This window comes from Streptomyces sp. NPDC025651, assembly GCF_055558735.1.
The window spans coordinates 53,229-76,177 of the sequence record NZ_JBVHLZ010000020.1 but is presented as its reverse complement, the minus strand read 5'-3'; the positions used below and the strand labels follow the sequence as shown (position 1 = coordinate 76,177).

The window sequence follows — 22,949 nt, the reverse complement described above, 5'->3', positions numbered from 1 at the left end:
CGATGCCGGAACTGCCCGAGGTCGAGGCGCTGAAGGACTTCCTGACGGAGCGTCTGGTCGGCCACGAGATCGTGCGGGTGCTGCCCGCCGCGGTGAGCGTCCTGAAGACGTACGATCCTCCGCTCGGCGCCCTGGAGGGCCGCACCGTCACGGCCGTGGCGCGGCACGGCAAGTTCCTGGACGTCGACGCCGACGGGCTCCACCTGGTCACCCACCTCGCCCGGGCGGGCTGGCTGCAGTGGAAGGACCGGCTCCCGGACGGCGCCCCACGGCTCGGCAGGGGCCCGCTCGCGCTGCGCGTCGCCCTGGAGACGGGGGAGGGCTTCGACCTCACCGAGGCGGGCACGCAGAAGCGCCTCGCCGTGTACGTCACCGAGAGCCCGCAGGAGATCGGGGGCATCGCCCGCCTCGGCCCCGATCCGCTGGCGCCCGGCTTCGACGAGGCGCGCCTCGCGGAGCTGCTTGCGGGCGAACGGCGCCAGATCAAGGGGGCGTTGCGCGACCAGAGCCTGATCGCGGGCATCGGGAACGCGTACAGCGACGAGATCCTGCACGTGGCCCGCATGTCCCCGTTCCGGCTCACGTCGAGTCTCACGAAGGAGGAAGTCCATGGGCTGCATGTGGCGCTGCTGGCTACGTTGAACGAGGCGGTGGAGCGCTCGCGCGGTGTCGCGGCGGGCCGTCTCAAGGCGGAGAAGAAGAGCGGCCTGCGCGTGCACGGCCGCACCGGTGAGCCGTGCCCGGTGTGCGGCGACACGATCAGGGAGGTGTCCTTCGCCGACTCCTCGCTCCAGTACTGCCCGACGTGCCAGACGGGCGGGAAGCCGCTCGCCGACCGCAGGATGTCGCGGCTGCTGAAGTAGGCGCGGTCGGAGCGGTGCACGTCATGGCGGCGTGGCGGTATGCGGAGCGGCGGACGGTCTACGGGCGCGGCAGTGTGAGCAGTCGCTCCCCGTCGGCCGTCCGCACCTCGTAGCGGTCGGTCGCCGCCGGGCGCAGCGCCGCGACGCCGTGGGTCTCCACGGTCCGCGGCGGGGCCCGCCACGTCGTGACGGTCCGCTCGGACCCGTCGGTGCCGACGGCGACCAGCTCGCAGACCCGCCCCTGGGCGGCCGGGTCCCGCACCGTCAGGCCGATCTCCGTTCCCCAGGCGCGGTCGCGGGCGGTCAGCGCGGCGAACGCCCCGCTGCGCGCGTCCCGCGCGCTGATCCGCACCGGCGCGGGATCCCGTGCCGTCACGACCGACACGGCGGGCGCCCCGACGGCCAGCGCGACAGCCGCGGCGACCGCGCGCAGCCATCGCCTGCGCCGCGCCCCGCACCGCCGCCGGGCCTCCCGCAGCAGGCGGTCCAGGAGGGCAGGGCCGGGCGCGGCGGCCAAAGACACGCGCCCGTACCGCGTCAACTGCCGTGCCGTCGCTTCCAGTTCGTCGAGGGCGAGCAGGCAGGCGGGGCATCCCGTGAGGTGGTCCTCGAACCGGAACGCGTCCGCGCTGTCGAGGACGCCGAGCGCGTAGGCGCCTGCGTCGCGGTGCCGCTCCTGGGACCTCATGGCGTTCCTTGTCGGTGAGGGTGTCGCTTGCCCACCGGTACGGAGCGGACGGCCGAATCGCTCAAGGTGCCGCGGCGTCGATCGGAACGGCCGGTCACGACAGCGGGACGGAGCGGCGGTCAGAACAGATGGATCGCCAGATGCCCGAGCGGCAGGCCGAGCCGCCACGCCGGCGTCCACACCTTCGGACCGTCCTCCTCGCCGGGCACGGGGCCGCCGCCGGGCACGGCGTCCAGGTCGGGAGCGAGCAGCTCGGTCTCCTCCAGCCAGCGCCAGGCGATGTCGGCGAGCTCCAGGTCGGGCGAGGGGGCGCCGGAGGCGACGGCGTCCTCCATGAGCAGCTCCATCCGCTCGCGGATCCAGTCCTGCCATGCCTGGTCGTGGGCCGTGAGCGACCTCCAGGTGTCCAGCTGGGAGATCACGCGGATTCCGGACAGCTCGCCCCTGCTGTCCGAGAGGAAGATCGTCAGGGCGAGGGCGTCGCGCCCCGCGCGGTACTCGAAGGACGTCGGCGGCATCAGGTCGCCGGTGCGCAGCAACTCGTCCGCGATGTACTCGGCGTACAACCACGCCATCGGTACGGTCAGTTCGCCGCCCTGGGGGCCGTTCGTGTTTCCTCTGCTCTCGTGCCGCATCCCGTTCCGCCTTCCTCAGGTCCGTGCGCGTCGCCGGCCTCTGGCCCCCCACTCCGGCACACGGATGAGGACAGCCGATTACCCAACGGGGGTGCTGAGCAAGGCGCTTTACGGAGCCTTGACCCGGCCCACGGTTTCACCGCAGGTCGGCGGGGGCGTGTTGTTCGCGTCACAGGGGCACTCCGTTTGACTCCGTTTCAGGGACTGCGGCGGCATTGGTCCTTGATTTGCCGTTAGATCCGCATGTGGATTCGTCTGGCCGAATATCGCCCCATCCATGGAGCCCGATCGATGACGCAGCGCGCACGGATCTCACGGCACACACGGACCACATCCACCCCAGGAAGCCCAGGTCGGACGGCACGTACGGCGGGCGCGGCGGCGGCCCTCCTGCTCGTCGGCCTCGCGGCGACGAGCGCCTGCACGGCCGCTCCGGAGGCGGCGCCGCCGCGGCAGCAGAAGGGGCCCGGGGGCGAGCCCGCCCCGCGCCACCCCGCCCCCGCCCACTCCCCGGCGGGGGGTGGCGCCGCCGAGAAGCGGGGCTTCACGCTCGCCGCGTCCGGTGACGTCCTGCCGCACTCCTCGATCATCCGCAGAGCCAACGCCGACGCGGGCGGCGACGGGTACGACTTCGCGCCGATGCTCGCGGGCGCGAAGCCGGTGATCTCCCAGGCGGATCTGGCGATCTGTCACATGGAGACGGTGTACGGCGCGGACGGCGACTACACCGGGTACCCCAGTTTCAAGTCCCCGCCCCAGGTGGCCCGCGCCCTCAGGGTCACGGGGTACGACTCGTGCTCCACCGCCTCCAACCACACCCTGGACGCCGGCGCGGCGGGCGTGCGCCGGACCCTGGACGCGCTGGACAAGGCGGGTGTCAAGCACGCGGGATCGGCGCGTTCGGCCAAGGAGGACAAGAGCCCGGCGTGGCTGCGGGCGGGCGGCGCGAAGGTGGCGCAGCTGGCGTACACCTACGGCACGAACGGCTATCCGCTGCCGAAGGGCAAGCCGTGGTCGGTCGACCTGATCGACCGCGGCAAGATCATCGCGGACGCCCGCGCGGCGCGGAGGGCGGGCGCGGACGTGGTGGTGGTGAGCCTGCACTGGGGCACGGAGTGGCAGGACACCCCGGACCGCCGGCAGCTGGGACTGGGCAAGCAGCTGACCTCGTCGCGCACGAACAACCACCCGGACATCGACCTGATCCTCGGCACCCACGCCCACGTCCCGCAGGCCTACGAGAAGGTGGGCGGCCGCTCCGGTACGTGGGTCGTCTACGGCATGGGCGACCAGATCGCCGGTGACATGATCAACCACGCGGGCGTCCACGACCCGCGCGGCAACCAGGGCACCATCGGCCGCTTCACCTTCGCCCCGCCCACCCGCCCCGGCGCCCGCTGGGAGGTGACGAAGGCGGAGTTCATCCCGATGTGGTTCAACACGGCCACGGGCCGCGTGGTCAACCTCAACAGGGCCCTGGACCACGGCGCGGACGTCGCTGACATCCGCGACCGCATCCGCAGGGTGGTGCTGAGCAGGGGAGCGGCGACAAGCGGCCTGAAGATGGCCAAGTAGCCACGGGCCCGCCCCACTTCCGGGACCGCACACCGACTCGACACCGCCTGGGCTCCGGCACGGGCCTGCGGCCCGGGGCCGCGCCGGAGGGCGGGTCATGCGCCGCCCCGGCTCCGGCGCGGGCCTGTGGCCCCGGGTGTGGGCCGTGCTTGCCTTCATGGGGCGTCCGCACCGGAGTGCGGCTCGGGCTGGCACCGGCCGTGCGACGCACCGGCCCGGCCCCGGCGCGGGCCTGCGCCGGAGGGCGGTCGTGGGCGCCTGTCGGCGTATGGCCCGCACCTGAGTGCGGGTCGGACGGCTCGCCCGGCGTCGGCCGGGCGGTGCCGCCTGCTTGGCTTCGGTGCGGGCCCCTGGCCCGGGAGCTGTGCCGGTGGCGGGCCGTGCTCGCGCGCCGTTCGGGCCGCTCGCGTATGTCGGCTGCCGAGCGGTCGGCCCCGGTCCGGAACCTCAGGCCCCGTCCGCGTCCACGATCCGCAGCAGCCAGCCCCGCCCCGGGGCCACGGGGACCGGCTCGGCCGGTGCGAAGGTTCGCTCGGGCTGGAAGCCGGGGATCGGGGGTGCGTAGGCCGCCACGGGGGTGCCGTTCGCCGTCAGGGTGACGTCCACCGGGGCGGGCGCCCAGGACGCCAGGGCCGTCGCCGTGCCGGAAGGGCCCTGCCACGTCGTCGCGAGGACGTCGGCATGGCCCGTCCGCACCGGTGGGTCCTGTGTCCACCAGCCCGTCATCTCCGCCTCCGGCAGGCCCAGTTGGTCGAAGGCCCGCCACAGCGGCCGTACGTCCGTCATCGGGGCCCGTGCCGTCATGCCGAACACCAGGCCGCGCCACGGGTTGCCGCCGCCCTCCAGCATCTCGCCCATCAGGCCGAAGGGGATGCCGGAGATCTCCACGAGCCAGTACGCCGGATCGGCCCCGGACCCGCGGCCCTCCCCGCCGTCTTCCCCGTCGTAGTCGAAGAGTTCGCCCAGCCAGAGGCGATCGACGTACGGCAGGAGCTCCGCGTACAGATTCGCGCTGGACGCGAAGCCGTCGGGTGCGCGGAACTGGTTGCACGAGTGAAGGTCGACCAGGGGCGCCGACGGCCCGGAGCGGGCCAGCGCCTTGCGGACCCGCTTCATCGTGGCCCTGTCGTACGCCACGTCGTCCAGGTAGAGCCCGTCCACGCCCACGACCCGCCGCAGCCGCTCGATGCCGCACACGTAGGAGTTGTGCCAGCGCGAGTCGCCGGACGTGACGACCGCGACGTCACCGACGTCCGGCGCCACCCACCCCGGGACGTAGCTGGCACCCATGTGCTCCTGGAGCCAGGCGTGCCCGCCTCCGGGCCCCGGCGCGAAGATCTCGTCGCCGAGCGCGGCGAGCACCGGCAACTCCGGTGTGTGGCGCGTCAGTTCGCGCACCGTGTCGTACACCTTCACGCGGACGCCGAGCCGATGCGCCTCCTGGGTGTAGGCCCGCAGCGTCTCCGCGGCGAGCAGCGGATCGTTGATGTACGGATTCGGTGGCGTCGCGTGGTGCAGGTTCACCACGTTCGCGCCGTACCCCGCGACCTCCTCGGGCGAGGCGTACGCGTGGAAGTACCGCTCGGTGAGCTGGCGCGCCGGATCCAGCGGCTTGAACGGCGTGAGCAGCAGCCGGAACTCGAAGCACCGGCTCTCGCCCGCCCGCAGCCGCAGCGGCCCGCTGTACGCGACGAGCGCACGCACCCCGCCGCCCGTCCGCAGTCGCACGCCGCCCTCCCCGTCGCCCGCCCAGGAGCGGGGCGTGACCAGCGGCTTCTCCCGGTAGTAGTTGGTGTTGAGCGGCCGGGAGTAGTGCTCGTCGCGCAGCGAGAGCTGGAGCCCCGCTGCGGGATCGCCGAGCCAGAAGGCGTCCTGGTTGAGGGTGGAGGTGTCCCACGTCCAGTCGTACGTCGCCGGGCACGCGCGCCCCGTGAGCCCGAGCCCCATCGCGTACCGCGCGACGTCCTCGCGCACCGGAACGTCGAGCGTGACATCGAGCTCGATGTCGGCGGTCGCCTCGACGGTGGCGCGCACGACGAGGAACCCGTCGGCCTCCAACTCGCCCTGGGTGGACAGGAGTACGTCCCGCCCGACGGCCCGCGTGGACCAGCGCACGCGTGCGGGGCCGGGCTGGTCGATGACGAGCGGCTCGTACTCCACGGGTCTGCCGATGCCCAACGCGCAGGGGGCGGCGAGGACGTCACGCTCAGGGCCGTCGGCGCGTGTCACGGACGGCGTGAAGCCGGAGACGATCCGGCGGGGGAGCCCGTCGGCGCCGATCTCGACGGTGCGGCCGAGAATCGCGAGCCGATGCCCGTCGACCATCACGGGAGTGAACGGCGGCACCGTCTCGTCGTCCTGCGCCAGCGTCGAGTCCAGCCAGCGGAGCCGCGCGAGCCGCGCCGGTTCGCCCGCCCCGTGCCCGGCGACGGCGGCCTCGCCGACCGTGAGCCGCAGCGGAAGCACCCGCTCGGGCACGCCCTCGGCACGGACGGCGATCTCGCCCTCGTACACCCCGGTCCCGGCCCGCTCGGAGACGTCGACGCCCAGCCAGAGGGCGGTGACCCCGCCCGCGGCGACGTCGACGCGGCGCTCGAAGGCATGGCCGCGCGCGTCGATCCCGCCGGTGCTGAGGCACCGTACGGGAAACGGCAGCCCCCGCACCTCGGCCCGCACGTCCGCGAGGTCGGCCAGCGCGTACACGCCGATCTGCACCGCGTAGAACTCGCCGCGGTCCGCCGTCCCCGCGAAGGGCGCCCCGGGGGTGGCGTGGGCCCAGCGCGCGGGCAGCCTCCCGTACCGCCCCAGCGGGTACGCCCTGTCCTCGCCGAAGAGCAGGAACTCCTCGCCCCGGTGGGCCTGTTGGAGCGCGGCGCACTCCTCGGCGGTCGCCGCGAAGCCCATCGGCGCGAACGAGTCGACCGCGCTCGCCGCCTCGTACCGGAACGCCTCGGCGCGGGGGAGGCGGGACCAGGCGTCGTCGCCCCGGTCGAGACCGCAGCGGTGCATCCAGCCGGGGTCCGCGGTCCTGGTCGGCGGGCGGTAGGCGGCCTGTGGGTAGTACGGCTTTCCGGTGTGCGCGTACGGCAGGTAGTGCACCGCGTACGCCCCCGGGCCCTCCGCCGGCTCGAAGGCGATGCGGCCGCGCTCGTCTCCCACCTCGACGGCCACCGTGTTGTGCACGCGCAGCCCGGACGGGGCGAGGACGATCACGTCCACGTCGCCCGTCACGGAGCGTACGCTCAAGTCCTGGCGGCGCCACGGCAGTTCGGCGGCGACGGCGGGGGCCGCGGCCGTGACGTCCACCAGCAGGCGATGATGTCCGTAGACGTCCTGGTCCCAGAGGCCGACGCCGCACTCCAGCTCGGGATGGCCGGCCTGCGGTTCTGTCCCACCCATCTGTGCTCCCCAAGGGCGCTGTTTATTAGGTAAGTTTCTCAATCGCTCCGGGTCACCCTGAGAGCAACCGATCTTGCTGTCAAGGGGGAGGGGCGGAGGGGCTCATGAAAGAACCCACTGGCGGACCCGCGAGCGGCGATCCTTCACTGCTGCGCCGGCTGAACGCGGCGGCGGCGCTGCGCGTCCTGCGCGAGCGCGACGAGACCACCGTGCCCGAGCTGGCCGCGCTGATCGGTGTCTCCAGGCCCACGGCCCAGGATCTGACCGCCCAACTCCTGCGCGAGGGGCGGCTGGTGGAGCTGGCCCCGGGCAGCGGCAGCGTCGGGCGGCCCGCCCGCAGGTTCCGCTTCCGCGCCGAGGCGGGCCACGTCATCGGCGTGGACATCGGTGCGCACAAGGTCCTGGTGCTCGCCGCCGACCTGCTCGGCAGGACGGTCGCCGCCCAGCGCGTCGCCGTCACCCCCGAACTCCCCGCGCGCGAACGGCTCGACGCCGTGCGCACCGCCATCGCGGGCTGCCTCGCCAAGCCGGAGGCGGCCGGTGTGCGCCCGCTCGCCACCGGGGTCGGCACCAGCGGCATGGTCGACACCGAGGGGCGTGTCGCGGTCAGCGACTCGCTGCCCGAGTGGACCGGTCTCGACCTCGCCCGCGAGCTCTCCGACGCCGCCCGCGGACAGGTCCTGGTCGGCAACGACATCCAGCTCGCCACCCTCGCCGAGTGCACCGGCGGGGTCAGTGTCGGCGTGCGCGACTGCGTCTACCTGTACGTCGGCAACCGCCTCGGCATCGGCCTGTGGCTCGGCGGTGAACTGCACCGCGGCCACCACTCGGCCGCCGGTGAGATGGTCGCCGGAGACGGCTGGGAGCGCTCCTACCAGCGGCTTCTCGACTGGTTCGCGGGGCACCAGGGAGCGGACCGGCCGACCAGGGAGAACGCGGCCCGAGCGGTGGTGACCGCCGCCGCGGCGGGCGACGGGGGCGCCGAGTACACCCTGCGCGCCTTCGCGGAGGCCCTCGCCGACAGCCTGGCCCGCCACGTCGCGGTCCTCGACCCGCAGTCGGTGGTGCTCGGCGGCGGCATCTCCCGGGCGGGCGCCCTGCTCAGCGAGCCGTTCGCCGAGCGGCTCGGCGCGCTCTGCCCGTATGCGCCGACGGTGCAAACATCGGCACTCGGCGAGGAATCCACCGCAATCGGGGCAGCCCGCCTCGCACTGGAACACATCGATCACGCCGCGCAGAAAAGTCCAACTCCTTAGGGGTGCGGGGTGGTTGACGGGCGGGAGCCGCACTTCCATGATGTGGCTCTCTTTCGGCAAGTTGGCTTCTTAATTGGCCGGCTGCCGGTGTCCCCATTCCGTCGTGCCGCCAGGCCAGGGAGTACGTGTGACATCCCAAGGAACGCTGCGCAGGACCAAGGCCGCGTCGCCACCGACCGCGTCCGCAAAGAAGCCGCAGGGCCCGCCGCGCCTTCGCCGAGTCCCGCTCCGCGTCCGATGGCGCGACAACTGGGTGATGCTCGCGCTCATGGCCCCGGGTGTGCTGTTCTTCGTCGGCTTCTTCTACGTGCCGATGCTGGGCAACGTCATCGCCTTCCAGGATTACCAGCCCTTCATCGGCTTCAAGGACAGCCCGCTGGTCGGCCTCGCCAACTTCCGGGAGCTGTTCGCCGATCCGGCGTTCTGGGAGTCGGTGCGCAACACGCTGGCCTTCGCCGCGCTCCAGCTGATCTTCTTCTTCCCGGCCCCGCTGGCCCTCGCGCTGCTGATCAACAGTCTGGTCAGCCCGCGCGTCAAGAAGTTCGTGCAGAGCATCGTGTATCTGCCGCACTTCATCTCGTGGGTTCTGGTGGTCGCGCTCTTCCAGCAAGTCCTGGGCGGCGCGGGCCTGTTCAGCAACTACCTGCGCGACCACGGCATGTCGCCGCTCGACGTGATGAGCGACCCCAGCACCTTCCCGCTGCTCATCACGGGACAGGTGATCTGGAAGGACATCGGCTGGGGAATGATCATTTACCTGGCGGCCCTCGCCAACGTCGACCAGAGCCTGTACGAGTCGGCGGCCGTCGACGGCGCAGGGCGGTGGCGCCGCATGTGGCACGTCACCCTCCCCGCGGTCCGCGGCGTCACGATCATGCTGCTCGTGCTCCGCCTCGGCGACGTGCTCTCCGTCGGCTTCGAACAGTTCCTGCTCCAGCGCGACGCGGTCGGCGCACGCGCGGCGGAAGTCCTGGACACCTACATCTACTACCACGGCGTCGTCTACGGCGACTGGGGCGTCGGCGCCGCGGCAGGACTGGTCAAGGGAGTCATCGGGGCCCTGATGATCTGGGGCGCCAACAAGGTCGCCCACGCCTTCGGAGAGCGCGGGGTGTACAGCAAATGAGCAGCTTCGGATCTCCCCTGCGTGCCAAGGCCGACCGGCAGCGCACCCGCGAGGAGCGGCCCGTCTGGGAGGAGCCCCCGACGAAGATCGGCTCCACCGCCAAGGCCGTCGTCATCACCGTCATCTGCGCCGTGATGATCCTGCCCTTCCTCACGGTCCTCTCCACCAGCCTCGCGTCCCGCAAGGAGATCACCGAGTCCGGCGGCTTCGTGCTCCTGCCCACGGACCCGACCCTGGAGGCGTACCGCACGATCCTGTCCGGCGGCATCGTCTCCCGCGCCGTGATCGTGAGCGTCCTGATCACCGCCGTCGGCACGGCGCTCTCGCTCCTGACGACGATCGCCCTCGCGTACGCCCTGAGCAAGCGCGGCGTCCCCGGCAGCAAACCGGTCCTCCTGATGGTCCTGTTCACGCTGCTGTTCGCGCCGGGCATGGTCCCGATGTACGTGGTCGTCAAGGAGCTCGGACTCCTGGACTCCTACTGGTCGTTGATCCTGCCCGTCCTGATCAACGCGTTCAATCTCGTCGTCCTGCGGGCGTTCTTCATGAACATCCCCGACGAGCTCTACCAGGCGGCCCGCATCGACGGCGCGGGCGACTGGCGCATCCTGACCCGCATCGTGCTTCCGCTGTCCAAGGGCGTCGTCGCCGTCGTCGGCCTCTTCTACGCGGTGACGTACTGGAACGCCTTCTTCAACGCGATGCTCTACCTCAACGACTCCGGCAAGTGGCCCATCCAGCTGGTCCTGCGCACCTATGTCGTACAGAACAAGTCGATGACGGCCGACCAGCTCGGCATCGCCAACATGCCGCCGCAGCAGTCCCTCTCCATGGCCGTCGTCATGCTCGCGCTGCTCCCGATCCTGGCGCTCTTCCCCTTCCTGCAGAAGTACTTCACCAAGGGCGTGCTGACCGGAGCCATCAAGGGCTGACCCCGCTCCCCCCCGACCCCACCCGCGTCACCCCTCGCCCCCACCCGCGTCTCATCCCGACCTCACCCGCGGAGATTCCCCATGCCTGGCATGTCCCGACGCACCTTCCTCAGCCTCTCCACCGCCGTCGCGGCGGGCGCGGCCGCCACCTCCCTGACGGGCTGCGGCTCGGCCGCGAAGAAGACCGGCGAAGCGGCCTCGTCGAAGGTGAGGCTCCCTTCGTACGTCCCCTTCACCAAGGTCGAGCCGGACCTCGCGCCGAACTCCAAGGGCCTGTCGGCCGGCTTCCTCTCCTACCCGAAGGAGCTGGTGCGCAGCGTCGCGAAGACCCCGGGCGACGGCTCGAAGATCACCATGCTCACGGAGATCTGGACCCAGCCGCCGACCCCCAAGGACTCCAACGCGTACTGGGAGAAGCTCGACAAGGAACTCGGCGTCGAGCTGACCGCGATCCTCGGCACCGACCCCGGCTACGAGGAGAAGTTCTCCGCGACGGTCGCGGGCGGCGACCTGCCCGACCTGCTGTGGATACCGCCCAACCAGGGCATCCAGCACATCGCCGAACTCCTTGAGGCCAAGTGCGCGGACATCACCGAGTACGTGTCGGGCGACGCGGTGAAGACGTACCCGAACCTCGCCGCGATGACCCCGGCGCACTGGAAGACCGCGGTCGTCAACGGCAGGATCTGGGGCGCGCCCGTCCCGTACCCGTCGTTCGGCCAGGTCTACGGCGGCAACCCGAACGTCTGGGAGAAGGCGGACGGCCTCCAGGCATCGGGCCCCGAGGAGTTCCTCGCCAAGTGCAAGGAGGTCACCGGCGGCAAGACCTGGGCCCTGGAGCCGATCTACGTCAACGCGGCCAGCGTGATGAGCCAGTGCTTCGGCGCCCCCAACAAGTGGCGCCAGAACAAGGACGGTTCGCTGACCTGGTTCCAGGACACCGACGAGTACGAGGAGGCCCTGAACTTCGTCCTGAAGCTGAAGAAGGCGGGCGTCTTCTACCCGGGCAACCCGAAGATGGCCGACGCGTACATCAAGATGGCGCAGGGCGCGATCGGCGCCTGCGTCTTCGCGAACCCCTTCAACGCCCGCAAGGACACCCGCGTCCAGGATCCGGGCCTTGCCGCCGAGATCCTGATCCCCTTCGCGGCGGGCGGCAGCAAGCCCCGCCACCACTACCACCTGGGCACCATCGGCTACACCGCGATCAAGAAGGGCGACGAGAAGCGGGTGCGGATGCTGCTGCGCGTCCTCGACTACCTGGCGGCGCCGTTCGGCAGCAAGGAGCGCGAGTTCCTCGAATACGGCACCGAGGGCGAGGACTTCACGTACGACAAGAACGGCTTCCCCACCCGCACCAAGCAGGGCAAGCAGCAGGTCGAGGGCCTCTACAGCGGCCTGATGACCTCGACGACCTCGCCCTTCGCGATCATCGCGTCCAGCTTCCCCGGCACCGAACGCGTCCAGGACGTCAAGGACGTCTACGCGGCCGAGCAGAAGCTCCTTCGGACGGCCATCCGCAACCCCACGGTCGGTCACTACTCGGACGCGTACACCCAGCACTACGGGCGCATGTCCACCGAGGCGACCGACCTGGTCAACGACATCGTCAGCGGGCGCAGGAAGCTGAGCGAGTGGAAGCCGTTCTGGGCGGAGTGGAAGAACAAGGGACTGGAGCAGATGGCCCGCGAGTTCCAGAAGTCGATCGAGCGGAGCGCCTGACGCCTACGGGGCCTTGTCGCCCGGCTCCGCCGGGACCGCCTCGGCCTTCGCCAGCTCCGACTTGCGGTACGAGTAGCCGAAGTACACCAGGAGACCGACAGCGAACCAGACGGCGAACCGCACCCAGGTCTGCCACTGCAGGAACGTGATCAGCCAGAGGGAGAAGACGACCCCGAGCGCCGGGACCACCGGCATTCCGGGACAGCGGAAGGTGCGCGGCAGGTCGGGCTGCTTGTAGCGCAGCACGATCACCGCGACGCACACCACGACGAACGCCAACAGGATCCCGATGTTGGTGAGTTCGGCCGCCTCGCCGATCGGCAGGAACCCGGCGATGGCGGCCGACGCGAACCCGACGATCCACGTGACGCGCGTCGGCACGTGCCGCGTCTCGTGGGTCTTGGCGAACCACTTGGGAAGGAGCCCGTCGCGCGACATGGAGAACCACACACGTGTGACGCCCAGCATGAAGGTGAACATCACGGTGAGGATGCCGATGATGGCGCCGACGGCGATGACGTCGGCGAGCCCGCCGAGCCCCACGGACTTGAACGCGCTGGAGAACCCGCTCTCCGGGTCGATGTCCGTGTAGCTCTGCATGCCGGTGAGCACCAGGCAGGCGAGCACGTACAGGACCATCGAGATGGCCAGGGAGTAGAGGATCGCCTTCGGCATGTGGCGCTGGGCGTCCTTGGACTCCTCGGCGGCGGTGCTCATCGCGTCGTACCCGAACACCGCGAAGAAGACGGTCGCCGCACCCGTGAACGCGCCGCTGACCCCGAAGGGGAAGAAGGGCTCGTAATTGCCGGTGTTGATGTGGAAGAACCCGACGCCGATCACCACGAGGACGACGAGCACCTTCAGGACCACGACGACCATCTCGAAGCGCGCCGCGTTCTTGATGCCGAGCGTGAGCAGGTACGCGATGAGCAGGCACAGGAGCGCCGCGAAGAGGTCGACCTTGTGCCCGTCGCCCGTGCCGGGCGCGCCCAGCATCCACGTGGGCAGCTCGGCGCCCATGTCGCCGAGGAGAAAGTTGAAGTAGCCGGAGATCCCGATGGCGACCACCGCCACGATCGCCGTGTACTCCAGGAGCAGGTCCCAGCCGATGAACCAGCCCGCGAGCTCACCGAGCACCACATAGCCGTAGGTGTACGCCGATCCGGCCTTCGGGATGAGGCCCGCGAACTCGGCGTACGAGAACGCCGCCGCGGCGCTCGCGACGCCCGCGACCAGGAACGAGATCAGGACCGCGGGCCCCGCCTTCTCGTTGGCGACGGTGCCCGCGAGCGTGAAGATGCCGGCGCCGATGATGCCGCCGACGCCGATCGCGGTGAGCTGCCAGAGCCCGAGCGAGCGGGCGAGTCCGCCGCCCGCCTCGGACTCCTCGATGCGTTCGATGGGCTTGCGGCGCAGTACGCCGTGCCCCTTCTGGAGTCCCGCCATGAGGTCCACCTCTTCGCTGACGGCCGTCGGCTGATGGCGGATCATGATGGCCCAGCCGTGCCCGCGACGGAAGACGCCACACCCCGGGGTCCTCAGATCACGGGACCACGGTGACCGGCCAGCGGCCCGCCTTCACCAGGCGCACGGCGACCGAACCGACGATGCGGTGGCCCGCCTGCTCGGAGGCGCCGACGACCACGGCGTCGGCCTTCAGTTCGTCGGCGGCGGAGACCAGGCCGTTGTAGGGGTCGCCGCGGAACGTGTGGAACTCCCAGCGGACGTCGAATATGTCCTTCACCCGCTCGGCCGCGTCCCTGATCTCCGCGATCAGGCCCTCGGCGATCTCGTCGGTGGTCTCGGCGACGGGGGCGCCGAGCGCCGCGCCCGCCGCCATCACCGGCTGGATGTACACCACGGCGAGCAGGGCCCGCTGCCGCCGGGCCAGGCCTCCGGCATATGCCGCGGCCCGCAACGAGGAATCGGAACCGTCGACTCCGACCACGATCACCTTGGGCCCGTCGGTGCCGCGTTCGAACTGCTGGGACTGGTCTTCACTCACGCCGAGAGGTTAACGGAGCGGAGTGCTCCGGCGGCAGCCGCCCGCACCGGCTCGACGAGCGGGGCGGCCGAGCTGTTCCTAGAGTCGTGCCATGACGGTCAGCACGGAGAAGCCCGAGGCCGACGGACCGGAGCCCGGGGCCGACGGGCAGGAGCCAGGGGCCGGCGGACAGATACGCCCGCGCGGCGGATTCCTGTCCCGCGTCCCGGAGGTGTTCGCCGCCTTCTTCGGCACCCTCGGCATCTTCTGCGCGGTCCTCTCGGTCATCCCCCCGCTGCGCCGCCTCCTGCGCCCCGTCATCGACGTCCTCGACCTCGTCACGGTCCCGGTCAGCGTCAACCTCGCGTACGCGGTCTTCCTCTTCCTGCTCGCCGCCGCGACCGCGGCCCGCAAGAAGGTCGCCTGGTGGCTCGTCGTCATCTATCTGGGCCTGCTCCTCGCCTTCGACGTGCTCGGCGCCGCCCTCGGCTTCTGGGCGGAGTCGCTGCCGTCCTTCGTCGTCTGCGGCGTGGCCTTCGTCCTGCTGATCCTGGCCCGCAAGGAGTTCTCCGCCGACTCGCGCCGCGGCGCCGTCTGGCGGGCCATCGCGGTCCTCGCCGCGGGCCTCGGCATCGCGATCCTGCTCGGCTGGGGCCTGGTCGAGCTCTTCCCCGGCACACTGCCGCGCGGCGAGCGCCTGCTGTGGGCCGCCAACCGCGTCTGCGGCGGGCTCATCCACGGCCGCGACTACTTCGACGGCTCCCCGCCGCGGCAGCTCTACTTCTGGCTCGGCCTGTTCGGCGCGCTCGCCCTCCTGAACGCCGCCGCCACGCTCTTCCGCTCCCAGCGCATGGAGGCGGCCCTGCACGGCGACGAGGAGCCCCGCATCCGCGCGCTCCTCAAGGCGTACGGGGACCAGGACTCCCTCGGCTACTTCGCCACCCGGCGCGACAAGGCCGTCGTCTTCTCGCCCAGCGGCAAGGCGGCCGTCACCTACCGCGTCGAGGCCGGCGTCTGCCTGGCCAGCGGCGACCCCGTCGGCGACCGCGAGGCCTGGCCGCACGCCATCGGCGCCTGGCTGGACGTGGCCCGGCGGTACGCCTGGCAGCCCGCGGTGATGGGCGCCTCCGAGGACGGTGCCACCGCGTACGCCCGCTCGGGGCTCGGCGCGCTGCAGCTCGGCGACGAGGCGATCCTGCACGTCGCCGACTTCGACCTGGACGGCCGCGACATGCGGGTGACCCGACAGGCCGTGAACCGTGTGGCCCGCACCGGCGCCACCGCCCGGATCCGCCGCCACTCCACGCTCACCGACGAGGAGATGGAGGAGATCATCGACAAGGCGGACGCCTGGCGGGACACCGAGACCGAGCGCGGCTTCTCCATGGCTCTGGACCGCCTCGGCGACCCCGAGGACGGCGAGTGCCTCCTGGTCGAGGCCCTGGACGCCGACGGCAGGCTCCTCGCGCTGCTCTCCCTGGTGCCCTGGGGCAGGGACGGCATCTCCCTGGACCTGATGCGCCGCGACCGCACCGCGCCGAACGGCGTCATGGAGTTCATGGTCGCCGAACTGTGCGTCGCGGCACCGAAGTTCGGGGTGCGCCGCGTCTCCCTCAACTTCGCCGTCTTCCGCTCGGTCTTCGAGGAGGGCGGCAGGATCGGCGCGGGGCCCGTCCTGCGGCTGTGGCGCAAGCTGCTCCTCTTCTTCTCCAAGTGGTGGCAGCTCGAAGCGCTCTACCGCTCCAACGCCAAGTACCACCCCGAGTGGTACCCGCGCTTCATCTGCTACGGCGACAGCGGCGCCCTCGCCCGCATCAGCCTGGCCTCCGGCATCGCCGAGGGCTTCGTGTCCGTGCCCTCGCTGCGCAAGCTCTGGGGCAAGGGCCACAAGCCCCGCGGCGTCACCCAGCCCGCGACCACCGAGGGGCTCCCGTCCATCGCCGCGCTCGGCCTCGCCGGGCCGGACGACGCGGCCGGCGCCGACCCCGCCTCGAAGCTCCCGGAACAGATCCGCATCCGGCACCGCAAACTCGACCGGCTGCGGGCCGAGGGCGTCGACCCCTACCCGGTGGGCCTGGCCCCGCGCACTCACCAACTCGCCTCCGTTCAGGGCGACATGACGGGGCAGCAGGTCACGGTCGCGGGCCGCGTCATGCTCGTACGCGACTTCGGCGGCGTCGTCTTCGCCGTCCTGCGCGACTGGTCGGGCGACCGCCAGCTCGCGCTCACCCGCGACATCTCGGGCCCCGACGTCCTCGACCGCTTCACCGCGGGCACCGACATCGGCGACCACATCACGGCCACCGGCACGGTCGGCACCAGCGACAAGGGCGAGCTGACCGTCTTCGTCACCGACTGGCGGCTCACCGGCAAGTGCCTGCGCCCCCTGCCCGACAAGCGGCGCGGCCTGACCGACCCCGAGGCCAAGGTCCGCCGCCGCTATCTCGACCTGGTCGCGAGCCCCGACGCCCGCGACGTGGTGCGGGCCCGCTCCACCGCCGTGCAGGCCCTGCGCCAGGGCCTCCTGGACCGCGGCTACCTGGAGGTCGAGACGCCGATGCTCCAGCAGATCCACGGCGGCGCCAACGCCCGCCCCTTCACCACCCACATCAACGCCTACGACCTCGACCTGTATCTGCGCATCGCCCCCGAGCTGTACCTCAAGCGGCTCTGCGTCGGCGGCATGGAGAAGGTCTTCGAGATGGGCCGCACCTTCCGCAACGAAGGTGTGAGCTACAAGCACAACCCCGAGTTCACGATGCTGGAGGCGTACCAGGCCTTCGCCGACTACGACGTGATGCTCGACCTCACCCGCGAACTCGTCCAGGGCGCGGCCGTCGCGGCCTTCGGCAGGGCGGTGGCGCACAAGGACGGCGTCGAGCACGACATCTCCGGGCCCTGGCCGGTCAAGACCGTGTACGGAGCGATCTCCGAGGCCCTCGGTGACGAGGTCGACGCGGACACCCCGCTGGCCGCCCTGCACCGGCTGTGCGACCGGGCCGCCGTCCCGTACACGAGCGACGACGGACGCGGCGACGTCGTCCTGGAGATGTACGAGCGGCTCGTCGAGGAGAAGACGGAGCTGCCCACCTTTTACAAGGACTTCCCGACCGACGTCTCCCCGCTCACCCGCCAGCACCGCACCGACCCGCGCCTCGCCGAGCGCTGGGACCTCGTCGCCTTCGGCACCGAACTGGGCACCGCCTACTCGGAGTTGACCGATCCGGTCGAGCAGCGCCGCCGCCTCACCGCCCAGTCGCTGCTGGCCGCCGGGGGAGACCCCGAGGCCATGGAGCTCGACGAGGACTTCCTCGACGCCCTGGAGTACGCGATGCCGCCCACCGGCGGCCTCGGCATCGGCGTCGACCGGCTCGTCATGTTCCTCACCGGCCTGACCATCAGGGAGACCCTGCCCTTCCCGCTCGTACGCCGGGTCTGAGGCACCTCCGGGCAGGCCCGGGGCCGGTCCGGGGCACGTCTGATCGGGTGCTTTCGGGGGCTGCCCCGGTGTTGGTGTGCCACGCGGGCCTTCGGCCATGCGACGGATTAGTCATGAAAGACGATCAGCTGACCCCAGGGCGTCGGGTCCTGCTCCGCGCCGCCGCGGTCCTCGGCCTGACCGCGACCGCCGGATGCGTGGGCACGGAGAGCCCGTCCTCTCCGGGGCCCACCGCCACCGGCGGCGCGCCCGCCGCGGGCCCGCAGGCCGCCCGCGCGCTCAAGCCCTCCGCGTACCGCCTCCAGCCCATGGCCGGACACGGCCCGCAGCGCGCGGCGCGGGCCCTGCCCCGGGTGCGCAAGGCGCCGATCCTGCGCATGCCGGGGCGCGAGCGCTCGATGGTGCTGACCTTCGACGACGGACCCGACCCCCGCTACACCCCGCACATCCTGCGCACGCTGCGCAGGCACGACGTCCGCGCGATGTTCTTCGTCTGCGGCGAGATGGCCGTCGACAACAAGGACCTGCTGCGCGAGATGGCCGACGACGGGCACCTGATCGGCAATCACACCTGGAGCCATCCGCTGCTGCCGCGGCTGAGCCGCACCTCGATGCGGGACCAGATGGAGCGCACCTGCGACGTCATCGAGGACACGACCGGCGAACCCCCCGCGTGGTTCCGTGCCCCCTACGGCGCGTGGAACCGCAACGCCTTCCAGCTGGGCGCCGAGCTCGGGATGGAGCCGCTGGCCTGGACCGTCGACACCCTCGACTGGACCGAGCCCGGGTCGGCGACCATCGTGCGGCGCGTGCGCGCGGGCGCCGGGCCGGGCGTCGTGGTGCTCTCGCACGACGCGGGCGGCGACCGCTCGGGCAGCGTCGCCGCCCTGCGTTCCTATCTGCCGGAACTCCTCGACTCCGGCTATCGCATCACCCTGCCGAGCCGCTTCATGTCCTGAACCCTTTCGCCCGCCGGGTCGGTGTGCCGAGCGCGTTCGGTTTCTTCGGCTTGCTCAGCGCACGGCGACCAGGCGGGCGAACACCACCACGTTCCCGTCGTATCCGGACTGCTTGGAGAATCCGCCGCCGCAGGTGATGACCCGCAATTCGGGCCCGCCCGCGCTTCCGTACACGCGCTTTCCGGGGAAGTTCTCCTTCTCGAACACCTCGATGCCGTAGATCTCGAAAATCGCCGTCTTCTTGTCCTTGCGCGCGACCTCGACGCGATTTCCCTTCTTCAGGGAACCGAGGCCGTAGAAGACGGCGGGGCCCTGCTGATTGTCCACGTGGCCGACCACCACGGCCGTGCCCTTCTCGCCGGGGGAGACGGCGCCGGTGAACCAGCCCGCGAGATTCGGGTCCTCGGGCGGCGGCGCGTCCACCCAGCCCTCGGCGTCCAGGCCCACCGGCATGATCGGGGCGTCCACCTGGATGCCCTTGATGCGGACGCGCTCGGCGGGCGAGAACGCCAGGGGCGCGGGGGCGCCGCGGCCCGCGTCGGGCGCACGGTCCGCGGCCGCCGCGGACGCGGGCTGCGGCGGGCCGACGTCGAACTCCCCCGAACCGTTGCGGATCAGCGCGAGGCCGGTGAGCAGGACGAGTGCCATCACTCCCCACGGGGCGCGCTTCCTCTGCTTTTCGTCCTCCTGGAAATCCTGGAACTCGAACTCGTCGGCCGGATGGGACGAAGGCATTCTCTATCCCCTCTCAACGCGGCATTCCCGCCGCGTCCGTTGCGCGTACGAAAACGCTAAGCGCGGTGCGCGCGGCGTGCGAAAGGGCGGGAGCGAACGGGTGGCGTCCCGGCTCCGGTGCGCCATCCGAGTCGCCCCCGGCGGGAAATTTCTGACGGTCCGTGACCTGCGGCAATGGGGCCTCGCGCACACCCCCCTCGGCGTGTCGTCTCACCAGGACGGCCGATCCCCGAAATGCGGCTCCGCACACGGCGTCTGAGGGTCAGTCCGGGAGGCGCTCTCGCCGATCGACCGGGGACGGTATCCCCGGGGCGCCTTCCGCGGAGGATTGCCATGCGTACTTCTCGTATGCGGACCACCCGTGCCCTCGCGGTCGCCGCCGCGGCCGTCGGCGCCGTCGGGCTCGCCGCCCCGGCCGCGTCCGCGTGGGCCGACCCGACCAACATCGTGGCCATGCCCGGCGTGATCCCCAAGGGCGGACATCTGACGGTCACGGTCGACGGCACGTCCTGCCAGACGCCCGACAGCAAGATCACGTCGCCCGCCTTCCCCGACGCGCGGCTGCACAAGATCGACGGAGGCAGCACGTCGAGCGCGACGGCGGTCGTCCACACGAACGCCATGCCGGGCGCGTACGACATCACGGCGCACTGCGGCGGCAAGACGCTCACCCGCCCGGCCGCCTTCACGGTCATCCACGGCGGTGTCCGCGGTGGCGTCGGCGGCAGCTCGACCGCCGGGGCGACCAGCACCGACATGGCGATCGGCGGTGCCCTGGTGACCGCAGCCGTCGTCGGCGGCGGAGTGTTCTGGATGCGCCGCCGGTCCGAGAACAGGGCCTGACCCCTCGGCCGGGCACGGCGCGCCCCCTTCCGTGCCGCGCCCGGAGCCGCCTTCTCGCACGGCACGTGCCCCTTCTCGTACGGCACGTGCCAGCTACGGCACGTGACAGCGCTTCGCCCCCGGGACCTGGAGACGTCCCGGGGGCGAAGCGCCGTTGAGGCGGGTCAGGAGTTGTCCTCGCCGGTGCGCCGGCGCGTCTTGTGGTACGCGACACCGATGGTGCCCAGGATCAGCGCGCTGCCCAGCGCGATCTCGTGCAGGTCGAGTCCGCCGAGGCTGCCGCCGACGCCCGCTTTCACGCCCTTGTGGACGGTGTGGCTGTCCGGGCGTCCCGTGGCGATGGTGAGGTCGGTCTTGTCGCTGCCGGGGTTGCTGCCGGTGCAGGTGAACGTCACCTCGTACATCGCGCCCGGTTTCGCGTCCCAGAACACCTGCGCGGTGGCGGACTTCTGCCCCTTGGGGATGGTGGTGTCGTCGAAGACACCGGAGGTGACCTTGGTGTCGCCGTCGCAGCCGTCGACGTTGAGGGTGACCGTGCCGCCCGCGGCGATGGTCGTGGGGGAGACGCTGAAGCCGAACGCGGTGACGTTCTCCTCGCCCGCGACGGCCGCCGAAGCGGTCGGGGCCGTGAGGGTCAGGGCGGTGGCGGTGAGCAGAGCGGCCGAGGCGACGCGTATCGCGCGCATGGTGAATCCTCCGGGTCCCCGAGGAGCAACTGCGGACCTTCTTCCGCTGACGCCTGAAATGCACCTCGATGCCCGAAACGCTAGGTAGGGATCCATCCGGTCGCGATCGGTGTCGCGCGAACGGGGCATGCGTGTGGGCCGGACAGGGGAACGACGCGGCGCGCCGCCCCCGTCGGCACCCGATGGTGTGTCAGGAGTCCCGGCGCAGGGAGAGCCCCCGCTGCTCCAGCGTCTCCGACAGGATCCGCACGGCCTTCGGGCCCACCCCGTGCAGCGCGAGGAGTTCGGCCTCCGTGTGCCGCGCCACCTGTTCGAGCGTCGTCAGGCCGGCGCCGAACAGCGCCCGGGCGGCGGGTCGGCCGATGCCCGAGGGAAGGTCTCCGCCCGGGGCGTCGGCCGCCGATTCCGCGGCGGCGAGCGACGCGGCGAGCCGCTTCGGGGCGCGGCCGAACCACGAGGCGCGGACCAGTGCGTTGAGGTCCTTGCCGTTGATGTCGGCCAGCGGGGCGCGGAAGCCGATCGATGTGCCGTTGCGCGTCAGGCGCTCACCGCTCGGGTGCGCGGCGAGGGCGGCCTCCGTGTCGTCGGGCGGCAGATGGAGCTGGACCTGGCCGTCCTTGGTCACGGAGGCGAAGCCCTTGCCTCGTACGGTGAAGGCGACCATGCCGAAGTGGGTGCCCTCCTCGACCTCCGGGAGGGCGAGCGCGGCCTTGCGGAGCTGGGTCACGGTGGTCATGCCTCAGGATGTCAGACCGATGTGCGACGCGAGCCACGGCAGCTGCTTCTCCAGACCGGGGCGCCACACCTGCCAGCTGTGGCCGCCGGGCAACTCGACGAGCTGCACCGACATGCCGGCCTTCTTCGCCGCGGCGTACACCTTGAGTGCCTGCGGGCGGTACGTCGAGTCGTCCGTGCCCGCGACGAACGTGCCCGCGGTGTCGGGGAACTTCTTCCGTGCCATCACGTCCATCGGATTGACCTTCTTGAACGCCGCCTCGTCCCCGCCGAAGGCCGCGTCCACGGTCTTCTTCCGGCTGCCGAGCGTCGGCTCGTCCTGGCCCGAGATGTCGAGGAAGGTGCCGTACCGCTGGGGCGCGTTGACCGCCGTCTGCAGGGCGCAGGTCCCGCCGTTGGAGAGCCCCGAGACCGCCCAGTGCCCGCGGTCCGTGGCCGTCTGCAGGTGCGAGGCGGCCCAGGCGGGCACGTCGTCGGCGAGGTACGTCTGGACCTTGCCGAGCCTGGAGTCCATGCACAGCGGGTTGTCGAAGGGGGAGCCCAGCGGGTCGACCACCAGGACGATCGGTGCGAGTCCCGCGTGCCCGGCGGCGAACTCGTCCATCATGTCCGGCAGTTGACCCGAGGTGATCCAGTCCTGCGGGGACCCCGGCTGGCCCGCCATCAGGACCAGGACCGGCAGGAGGGGGCGGGGCGTCGCGCGGTAGGCCGGGGGCAGGTAGACGTACGCGTCGCGGGCCTTGAAGCCCGACTTCGTGCCGGGGATCGAGGCGGTCGACACGGTGCCCTGGGCGGGCAGTCCGGCCGGGGCCTTCCAGACCTCGGAGAGCGCCTTGCCCTTCGGTACGTCGAGTGTGGGCTCCTTCTTCCCCGTGGCGTCCTCGAGGCTCACGGTGCCCTGGGGGCCGAGCATGGTCCGCAGGGTCGGGTAGTTGTCGTAGTGGATGTTGACCTCGGACAGGCCGAGCACGACGACGAGCCCACCGGCCAGCAGGGCGCCCGCGCGGCCGCGCCAGCGCAGCGTGGGTATCCGGCAGAGCGCCAGGCACACCCCGAGGAGCGCGACGCCGATCCACAGCACCACATCGCTCGGGAGCTTGTCAGGGAAGGGCTGCCACCAGTCGTCGACGGTGAGCTTGACCAGGAACGTCAGCAGGAGGGCCGCGACCACGGCGATCGGGAGCAGCCGGGTCCACCAGCGGCGGTCGCGCGAGAAGAGGAGGACGGCGAGCGCCGCCGCGCCGAGGATCCGTACGACGAGGGGCACCGCCCCGTCGACCAGCGACCAGTCCAGCGGCCCGGCGGCCATCGGCACCCGCTCCACGCGCGTCCCCGTTCCGTTCGGTTGCCGGCCCCCAGGGAGGTAGGTGAG

General features: G+C 71.6%; 18 protein-coding genes. 9 read left to right on the top strand and 9 right to left on the bottom strand.

The genetic code is table 11. The annotated features are described in order from the left end of the window. Positions 1-2 precede the first annotated feature (2 nt). Positions 3-863, top strand: coding sequence for an Fpg/Nei family DNA glycosylase (locus ACZ4D5_RS41235; RefSeq protein ID WP_467777651.1), 861 nt, complete (start codon positions 3-5; stop codon positions 861-863). A gap of 58 nt (positions 864-921) precedes the next feature. Here the strand turns inward: ACZ4D5_RS41235 and ACZ4D5_RS41230 are convergent, their stop codons facing one another. Both ACZ4D5_RS41230 and ACZ4D5_RS41225 read right to left on the bottom strand, forming a co-directional pair. Continuing rightward, positions 922-1,551, bottom strand: coding sequence for a zf-HC2 domain-containing protein (locus ACZ4D5_RS41230; protein WP_467777650.1), 630 nt, complete (start codon positions 1,549-1,551; stop codon positions 922-924). A gap of 119 nt (positions 1,552-1,670) precedes the next feature. Continuing rightward, complete coding sequence (locus tag ACZ4D5_RS41225; protein ID WP_467777649.1) at positions 1,671-2,186, bottom strand: hypothetical protein; 516 nt, start codon at positions 2,184-2,186, stop codon at positions 1,671-1,673. A gap of 291 nt (positions 2,187-2,477) precedes the next feature. Between ACZ4D5_RS41225 and ACZ4D5_RS41220 the strand changes: the two genes are divergently transcribed. Further along, positions 2,478-3,761 (top strand): CapA family protein, encoded by a 1,284-nt coding sequence (locus ACZ4D5_RS41220; RefSeq protein ID WP_467777648.1) that lies wholly within the window; start codon positions 2,478-2,480, stop codon positions 3,759-3,761. 447 nt (positions 3,762-4,208) lie between these two features. Here the strand turns inward: ACZ4D5_RS41220 and ACZ4D5_RS41215 are convergent, their stop codons facing one another. Beyond that, positions 4,209-7,160, bottom strand: a complete 2,952-nt coding sequence (locus ACZ4D5_RS41215) for a glycoside hydrolase domain-containing protein (protein ID WP_467777647.1) — start codon at positions 7,158-7,160, stop codon at positions 4,209-4,211. 104 nt (positions 7,161-7,264) lie between these two features. Here ACZ4D5_RS41215 and ACZ4D5_RS41210 point away from each other — a divergent pair, with 104 nt between their 5' ends. From ACZ4D5_RS41210 to ACZ4D5_RS41195, 4 genes are all read left to right on the top strand, one after another. Beyond that, positions 7,265-8,416: an ROK family protein gene (locus ACZ4D5_RS41210; RefSeq protein WP_467777646.1), complete on the top strand. Its 1,152-nt coding sequence runs from the start codon at positions 7,265-7,267 to the stop codon at positions 8,414-8,416. Positions 8,417-8,543: 127 nt separating this feature from the next. After that, a complete protein-coding gene (locus ACZ4D5_RS41205) occupies positions 8,544-9,542 on the top strand; it encodes an ABC transporter permease (protein ID WP_467777645.1) in 999 nt (332 codons plus the stop codon). After that, positions 9,539-10,474, top strand: a complete 936-nt coding sequence (locus ACZ4D5_RS41200) for a carbohydrate ABC transporter permease (RefSeq protein ID WP_467777644.1) — start codon at positions 9,539-9,541, stop codon at positions 10,472-10,474. Before ACZ4D5_RS41205 ends, ACZ4D5_RS41200 begins: the two co-directional genes overlap by 4 nt. A gap of 90 nt (positions 10,475-10,564) precedes the next feature. Further along, the gene (locus tag ACZ4D5_RS41195) at positions 10,565-12,196 is read left to right on the top strand and encodes an extracellular solute-binding protein (RefSeq protein WP_467777643.1); all 1,632 of its coding nucleotides are present in this window, start codon (positions 10,565-10,567) and stop codon (positions 12,194-12,196) included. 3 nt (positions 12,197-12,199) lie between these two features. Here the strand turns inward: ACZ4D5_RS41195 and ACZ4D5_RS41190 are convergent, their stop codons facing one another. After that, the gene (locus ACZ4D5_RS41190) at positions 12,200-13,642 is read right to left on the bottom strand and encodes an amino acid permease (protein WP_467777642.1); all 1,443 of its coding nucleotides are present in this window, start codon (positions 13,640-13,642) and stop codon (positions 12,200-12,202) included. Positions 13,643-13,739: 97 nt separating this feature from the next. Next, a complete protein-coding gene (locus tag ACZ4D5_RS41185; protein ID WP_467777641.1) occupies positions 13,740-14,201 on the bottom strand; it encodes a universal stress protein in 462 nt (153 codons plus the stop codon). A gap of 91 nt (positions 14,202-14,292) precedes the next feature. On the opposite strand from ACZ4D5_RS41185, the gene lysX reads away from it, so the two are divergent. Both lysX and ACZ4D5_RS41175 read left to right on the top strand, forming a co-directional pair. Next, on the top strand, positions 14,293-17,619 hold the full coding sequence (lysX, locus tag ACZ4D5_RS41180) for a bifunctional lysylphosphatidylglycerol synthetase/lysine--tRNA ligase LysX (RefSeq protein ID WP_467777640.1): 3,327 nt from the start codon (positions 14,293-14,295) through the stop codon (positions 17,617-17,619). Between the two features lie 113 nt (positions 17,620-17,732). Further along, the gene (locus tag ACZ4D5_RS41175; protein ID WP_467777639.1) at positions 17,733-18,578 is read left to right on the top strand and encodes a polysaccharide deacetylase family protein; all 846 of its coding nucleotides are present in this window, start codon (positions 17,733-17,735) and stop codon (positions 18,576-18,578) included. Between the two features lie 54 nt (positions 18,579-18,632). Here the strand turns inward: ACZ4D5_RS41175 and ACZ4D5_RS41170 are convergent, their stop codons facing one another. Beyond that, complete coding sequence (locus ACZ4D5_RS41170) at positions 18,633-19,313, bottom strand: class F sortase (RefSeq protein WP_467777638.1); 681 nt, start codon at positions 19,311-19,313, stop codon at positions 18,633-18,635. 348 nt (positions 19,314-19,661) lie between these two features. Between ACZ4D5_RS41170 and ACZ4D5_RS41165 the strand changes: the two genes are divergently transcribed. Beyond that, complete coding sequence (locus ACZ4D5_RS41165) at positions 19,662-20,156, top strand: hypothetical protein (RefSeq protein ID WP_467777716.1); 495 nt, start codon at positions 19,662-19,664, stop codon at positions 20,154-20,156. Positions 20,157-20,320: 164 nt separating this feature from the next. Here the strand turns inward: ACZ4D5_RS41165 and ACZ4D5_RS41160 are convergent, their stop codons facing one another. The 3 genes from ACZ4D5_RS41160 to ACZ4D5_RS41150 form a co-directional block, all read right to left on the bottom strand. Further along, positions 20,321-20,842, bottom strand: coding sequence for a hypothetical protein (locus ACZ4D5_RS41160; RefSeq protein WP_467777637.1), 522 nt, complete (start codon positions 20,840-20,842; stop codon positions 20,321-20,323). Positions 20,843-21,032: 190 nt separating this feature from the next. Beyond that, positions 21,033-21,578 (bottom strand): MmcQ/YjbR family DNA-binding protein, encoded by a 546-nt coding sequence (locus tag ACZ4D5_RS41155; RefSeq protein ID WP_467777636.1) that lies wholly within the window; start codon positions 21,576-21,578, stop codon positions 21,033-21,035. A 3-nt stretch (positions 21,579-21,581) separates the two neighbouring features. Continuing rightward, complete coding sequence (locus ACZ4D5_RS41150) at positions 21,582-22,886, bottom strand: alpha/beta hydrolase (protein WP_467777635.1); 1,305 nt, start codon at positions 22,884-22,886, stop codon at positions 21,582-21,584. Between the last annotated feature and the right edge of the window lie 63 nt (positions 22,887-22,949).

Excerpts from the sequence above, each read along its gene's own strand:
- ACZ4D5_RS41235 (WP_467777651.1), top strand. The coding sequence starts at position 3 with ATGCCGGAACTGCCCGAGGTCGAGGCGCTGAAGGACTTCCTGACGGAG.
- ACZ4D5_RS41230 (WP_467777650.1), bottom strand. The coding sequence starts at position 1,551 with ATGAGGTCCCAGGAGCGGCACCGCGACGCAGGCGCCTACGCGCTCGGC.
- ACZ4D5_RS41225 (WP_467777649.1), bottom strand. The coding sequence starts at position 2,186 with ATGCGGCACGAGAGCAGAGGAAACACGAACGGCCCCCAGGGCGGCGAA.
- ACZ4D5_RS41220 (WP_467777648.1), top strand. The coding sequence starts at position 2,478 with ATGACGCAGCGCGCACGGATCTCACGGCACACACGGACCACATCCACC.
- ACZ4D5_RS41215 (WP_467777647.1), bottom strand. The coding sequence starts at position 7,160 with ATGGGTGGGACAGAACCGCAGGCCGGCCATCCCGAGCTGGAGTGCGGC.
- ACZ4D5_RS41210 (WP_467777646.1), top strand. The coding sequence starts at position 7,265 with ATGAAAGAACCCACTGGCGGACCCGCGAGCGGCGATCCTTCACTGCTG.
- ACZ4D5_RS41200 (WP_467777644.1), top strand. The coding sequence starts at position 9,539 with ATGAGCAGCTTCGGATCTCCCCTGCGTGCCAAGGCCGACCGGCAGCGC.
- ACZ4D5_RS41195 (WP_467777643.1), top strand. The coding sequence starts at position 10,565 with ATGTCCCGACGCACCTTCCTCAGCCTCTCCACCGCCGTCGCGGCGGGC.
- ACZ4D5_RS41190 (WP_467777642.1), bottom strand. The coding sequence starts at position 13,642 with ATGGCGGGACTCCAGAAGGGGCACGGCGTACTGCGCCGCAAGCCCATC.
- lysX (WP_467777640.1), top strand. The coding sequence starts at position 14,293 with ATGACGGTCAGCACGGAGAAGCCCGAGGCCGACGGACCGGAGCCCGGG.
- ACZ4D5_RS41175 (WP_467777639.1), top strand. The coding sequence starts at position 17,733 with ATGAAAGACGATCAGCTGACCCCAGGGCGTCGGGTCCTGCTCCGCGCC.
- ACZ4D5_RS41170 (WP_467777638.1), bottom strand. The coding sequence starts at position 19,313 with ATGCCTTCGTCCCATCCGGCCGACGAGTTCGAGTTCCAGGATTTCCAG.
- ACZ4D5_RS41165 (WP_467777716.1), top strand. The coding sequence starts at position 19,662 with ATGCGGACCACCCGTGCCCTCGCGGTCGCCGCCGCGGCCGTCGGCGCC.
- ACZ4D5_RS41160 (WP_467777637.1), bottom strand. The coding sequence starts at position 20,842 with ATGCGCGCGATACGCGTCGCCTCGGCCGCTCTGCTCACCGCCACCGCC.
- ACZ4D5_RS41155 (WP_467777636.1), bottom strand. The coding sequence starts at position 21,578 with ATGACCACCGTGACCCAGCTCCGCAAGGCCGCGCTCGCCCTCCCGGAG.
- ACZ4D5_RS41150 (WP_467777635.1), bottom strand. The coding sequence starts at position 22,886 with ATGGCCGCCGGGCCGCTGGACTGGTCGCTGGTCGACGGGGCGGTGCCC.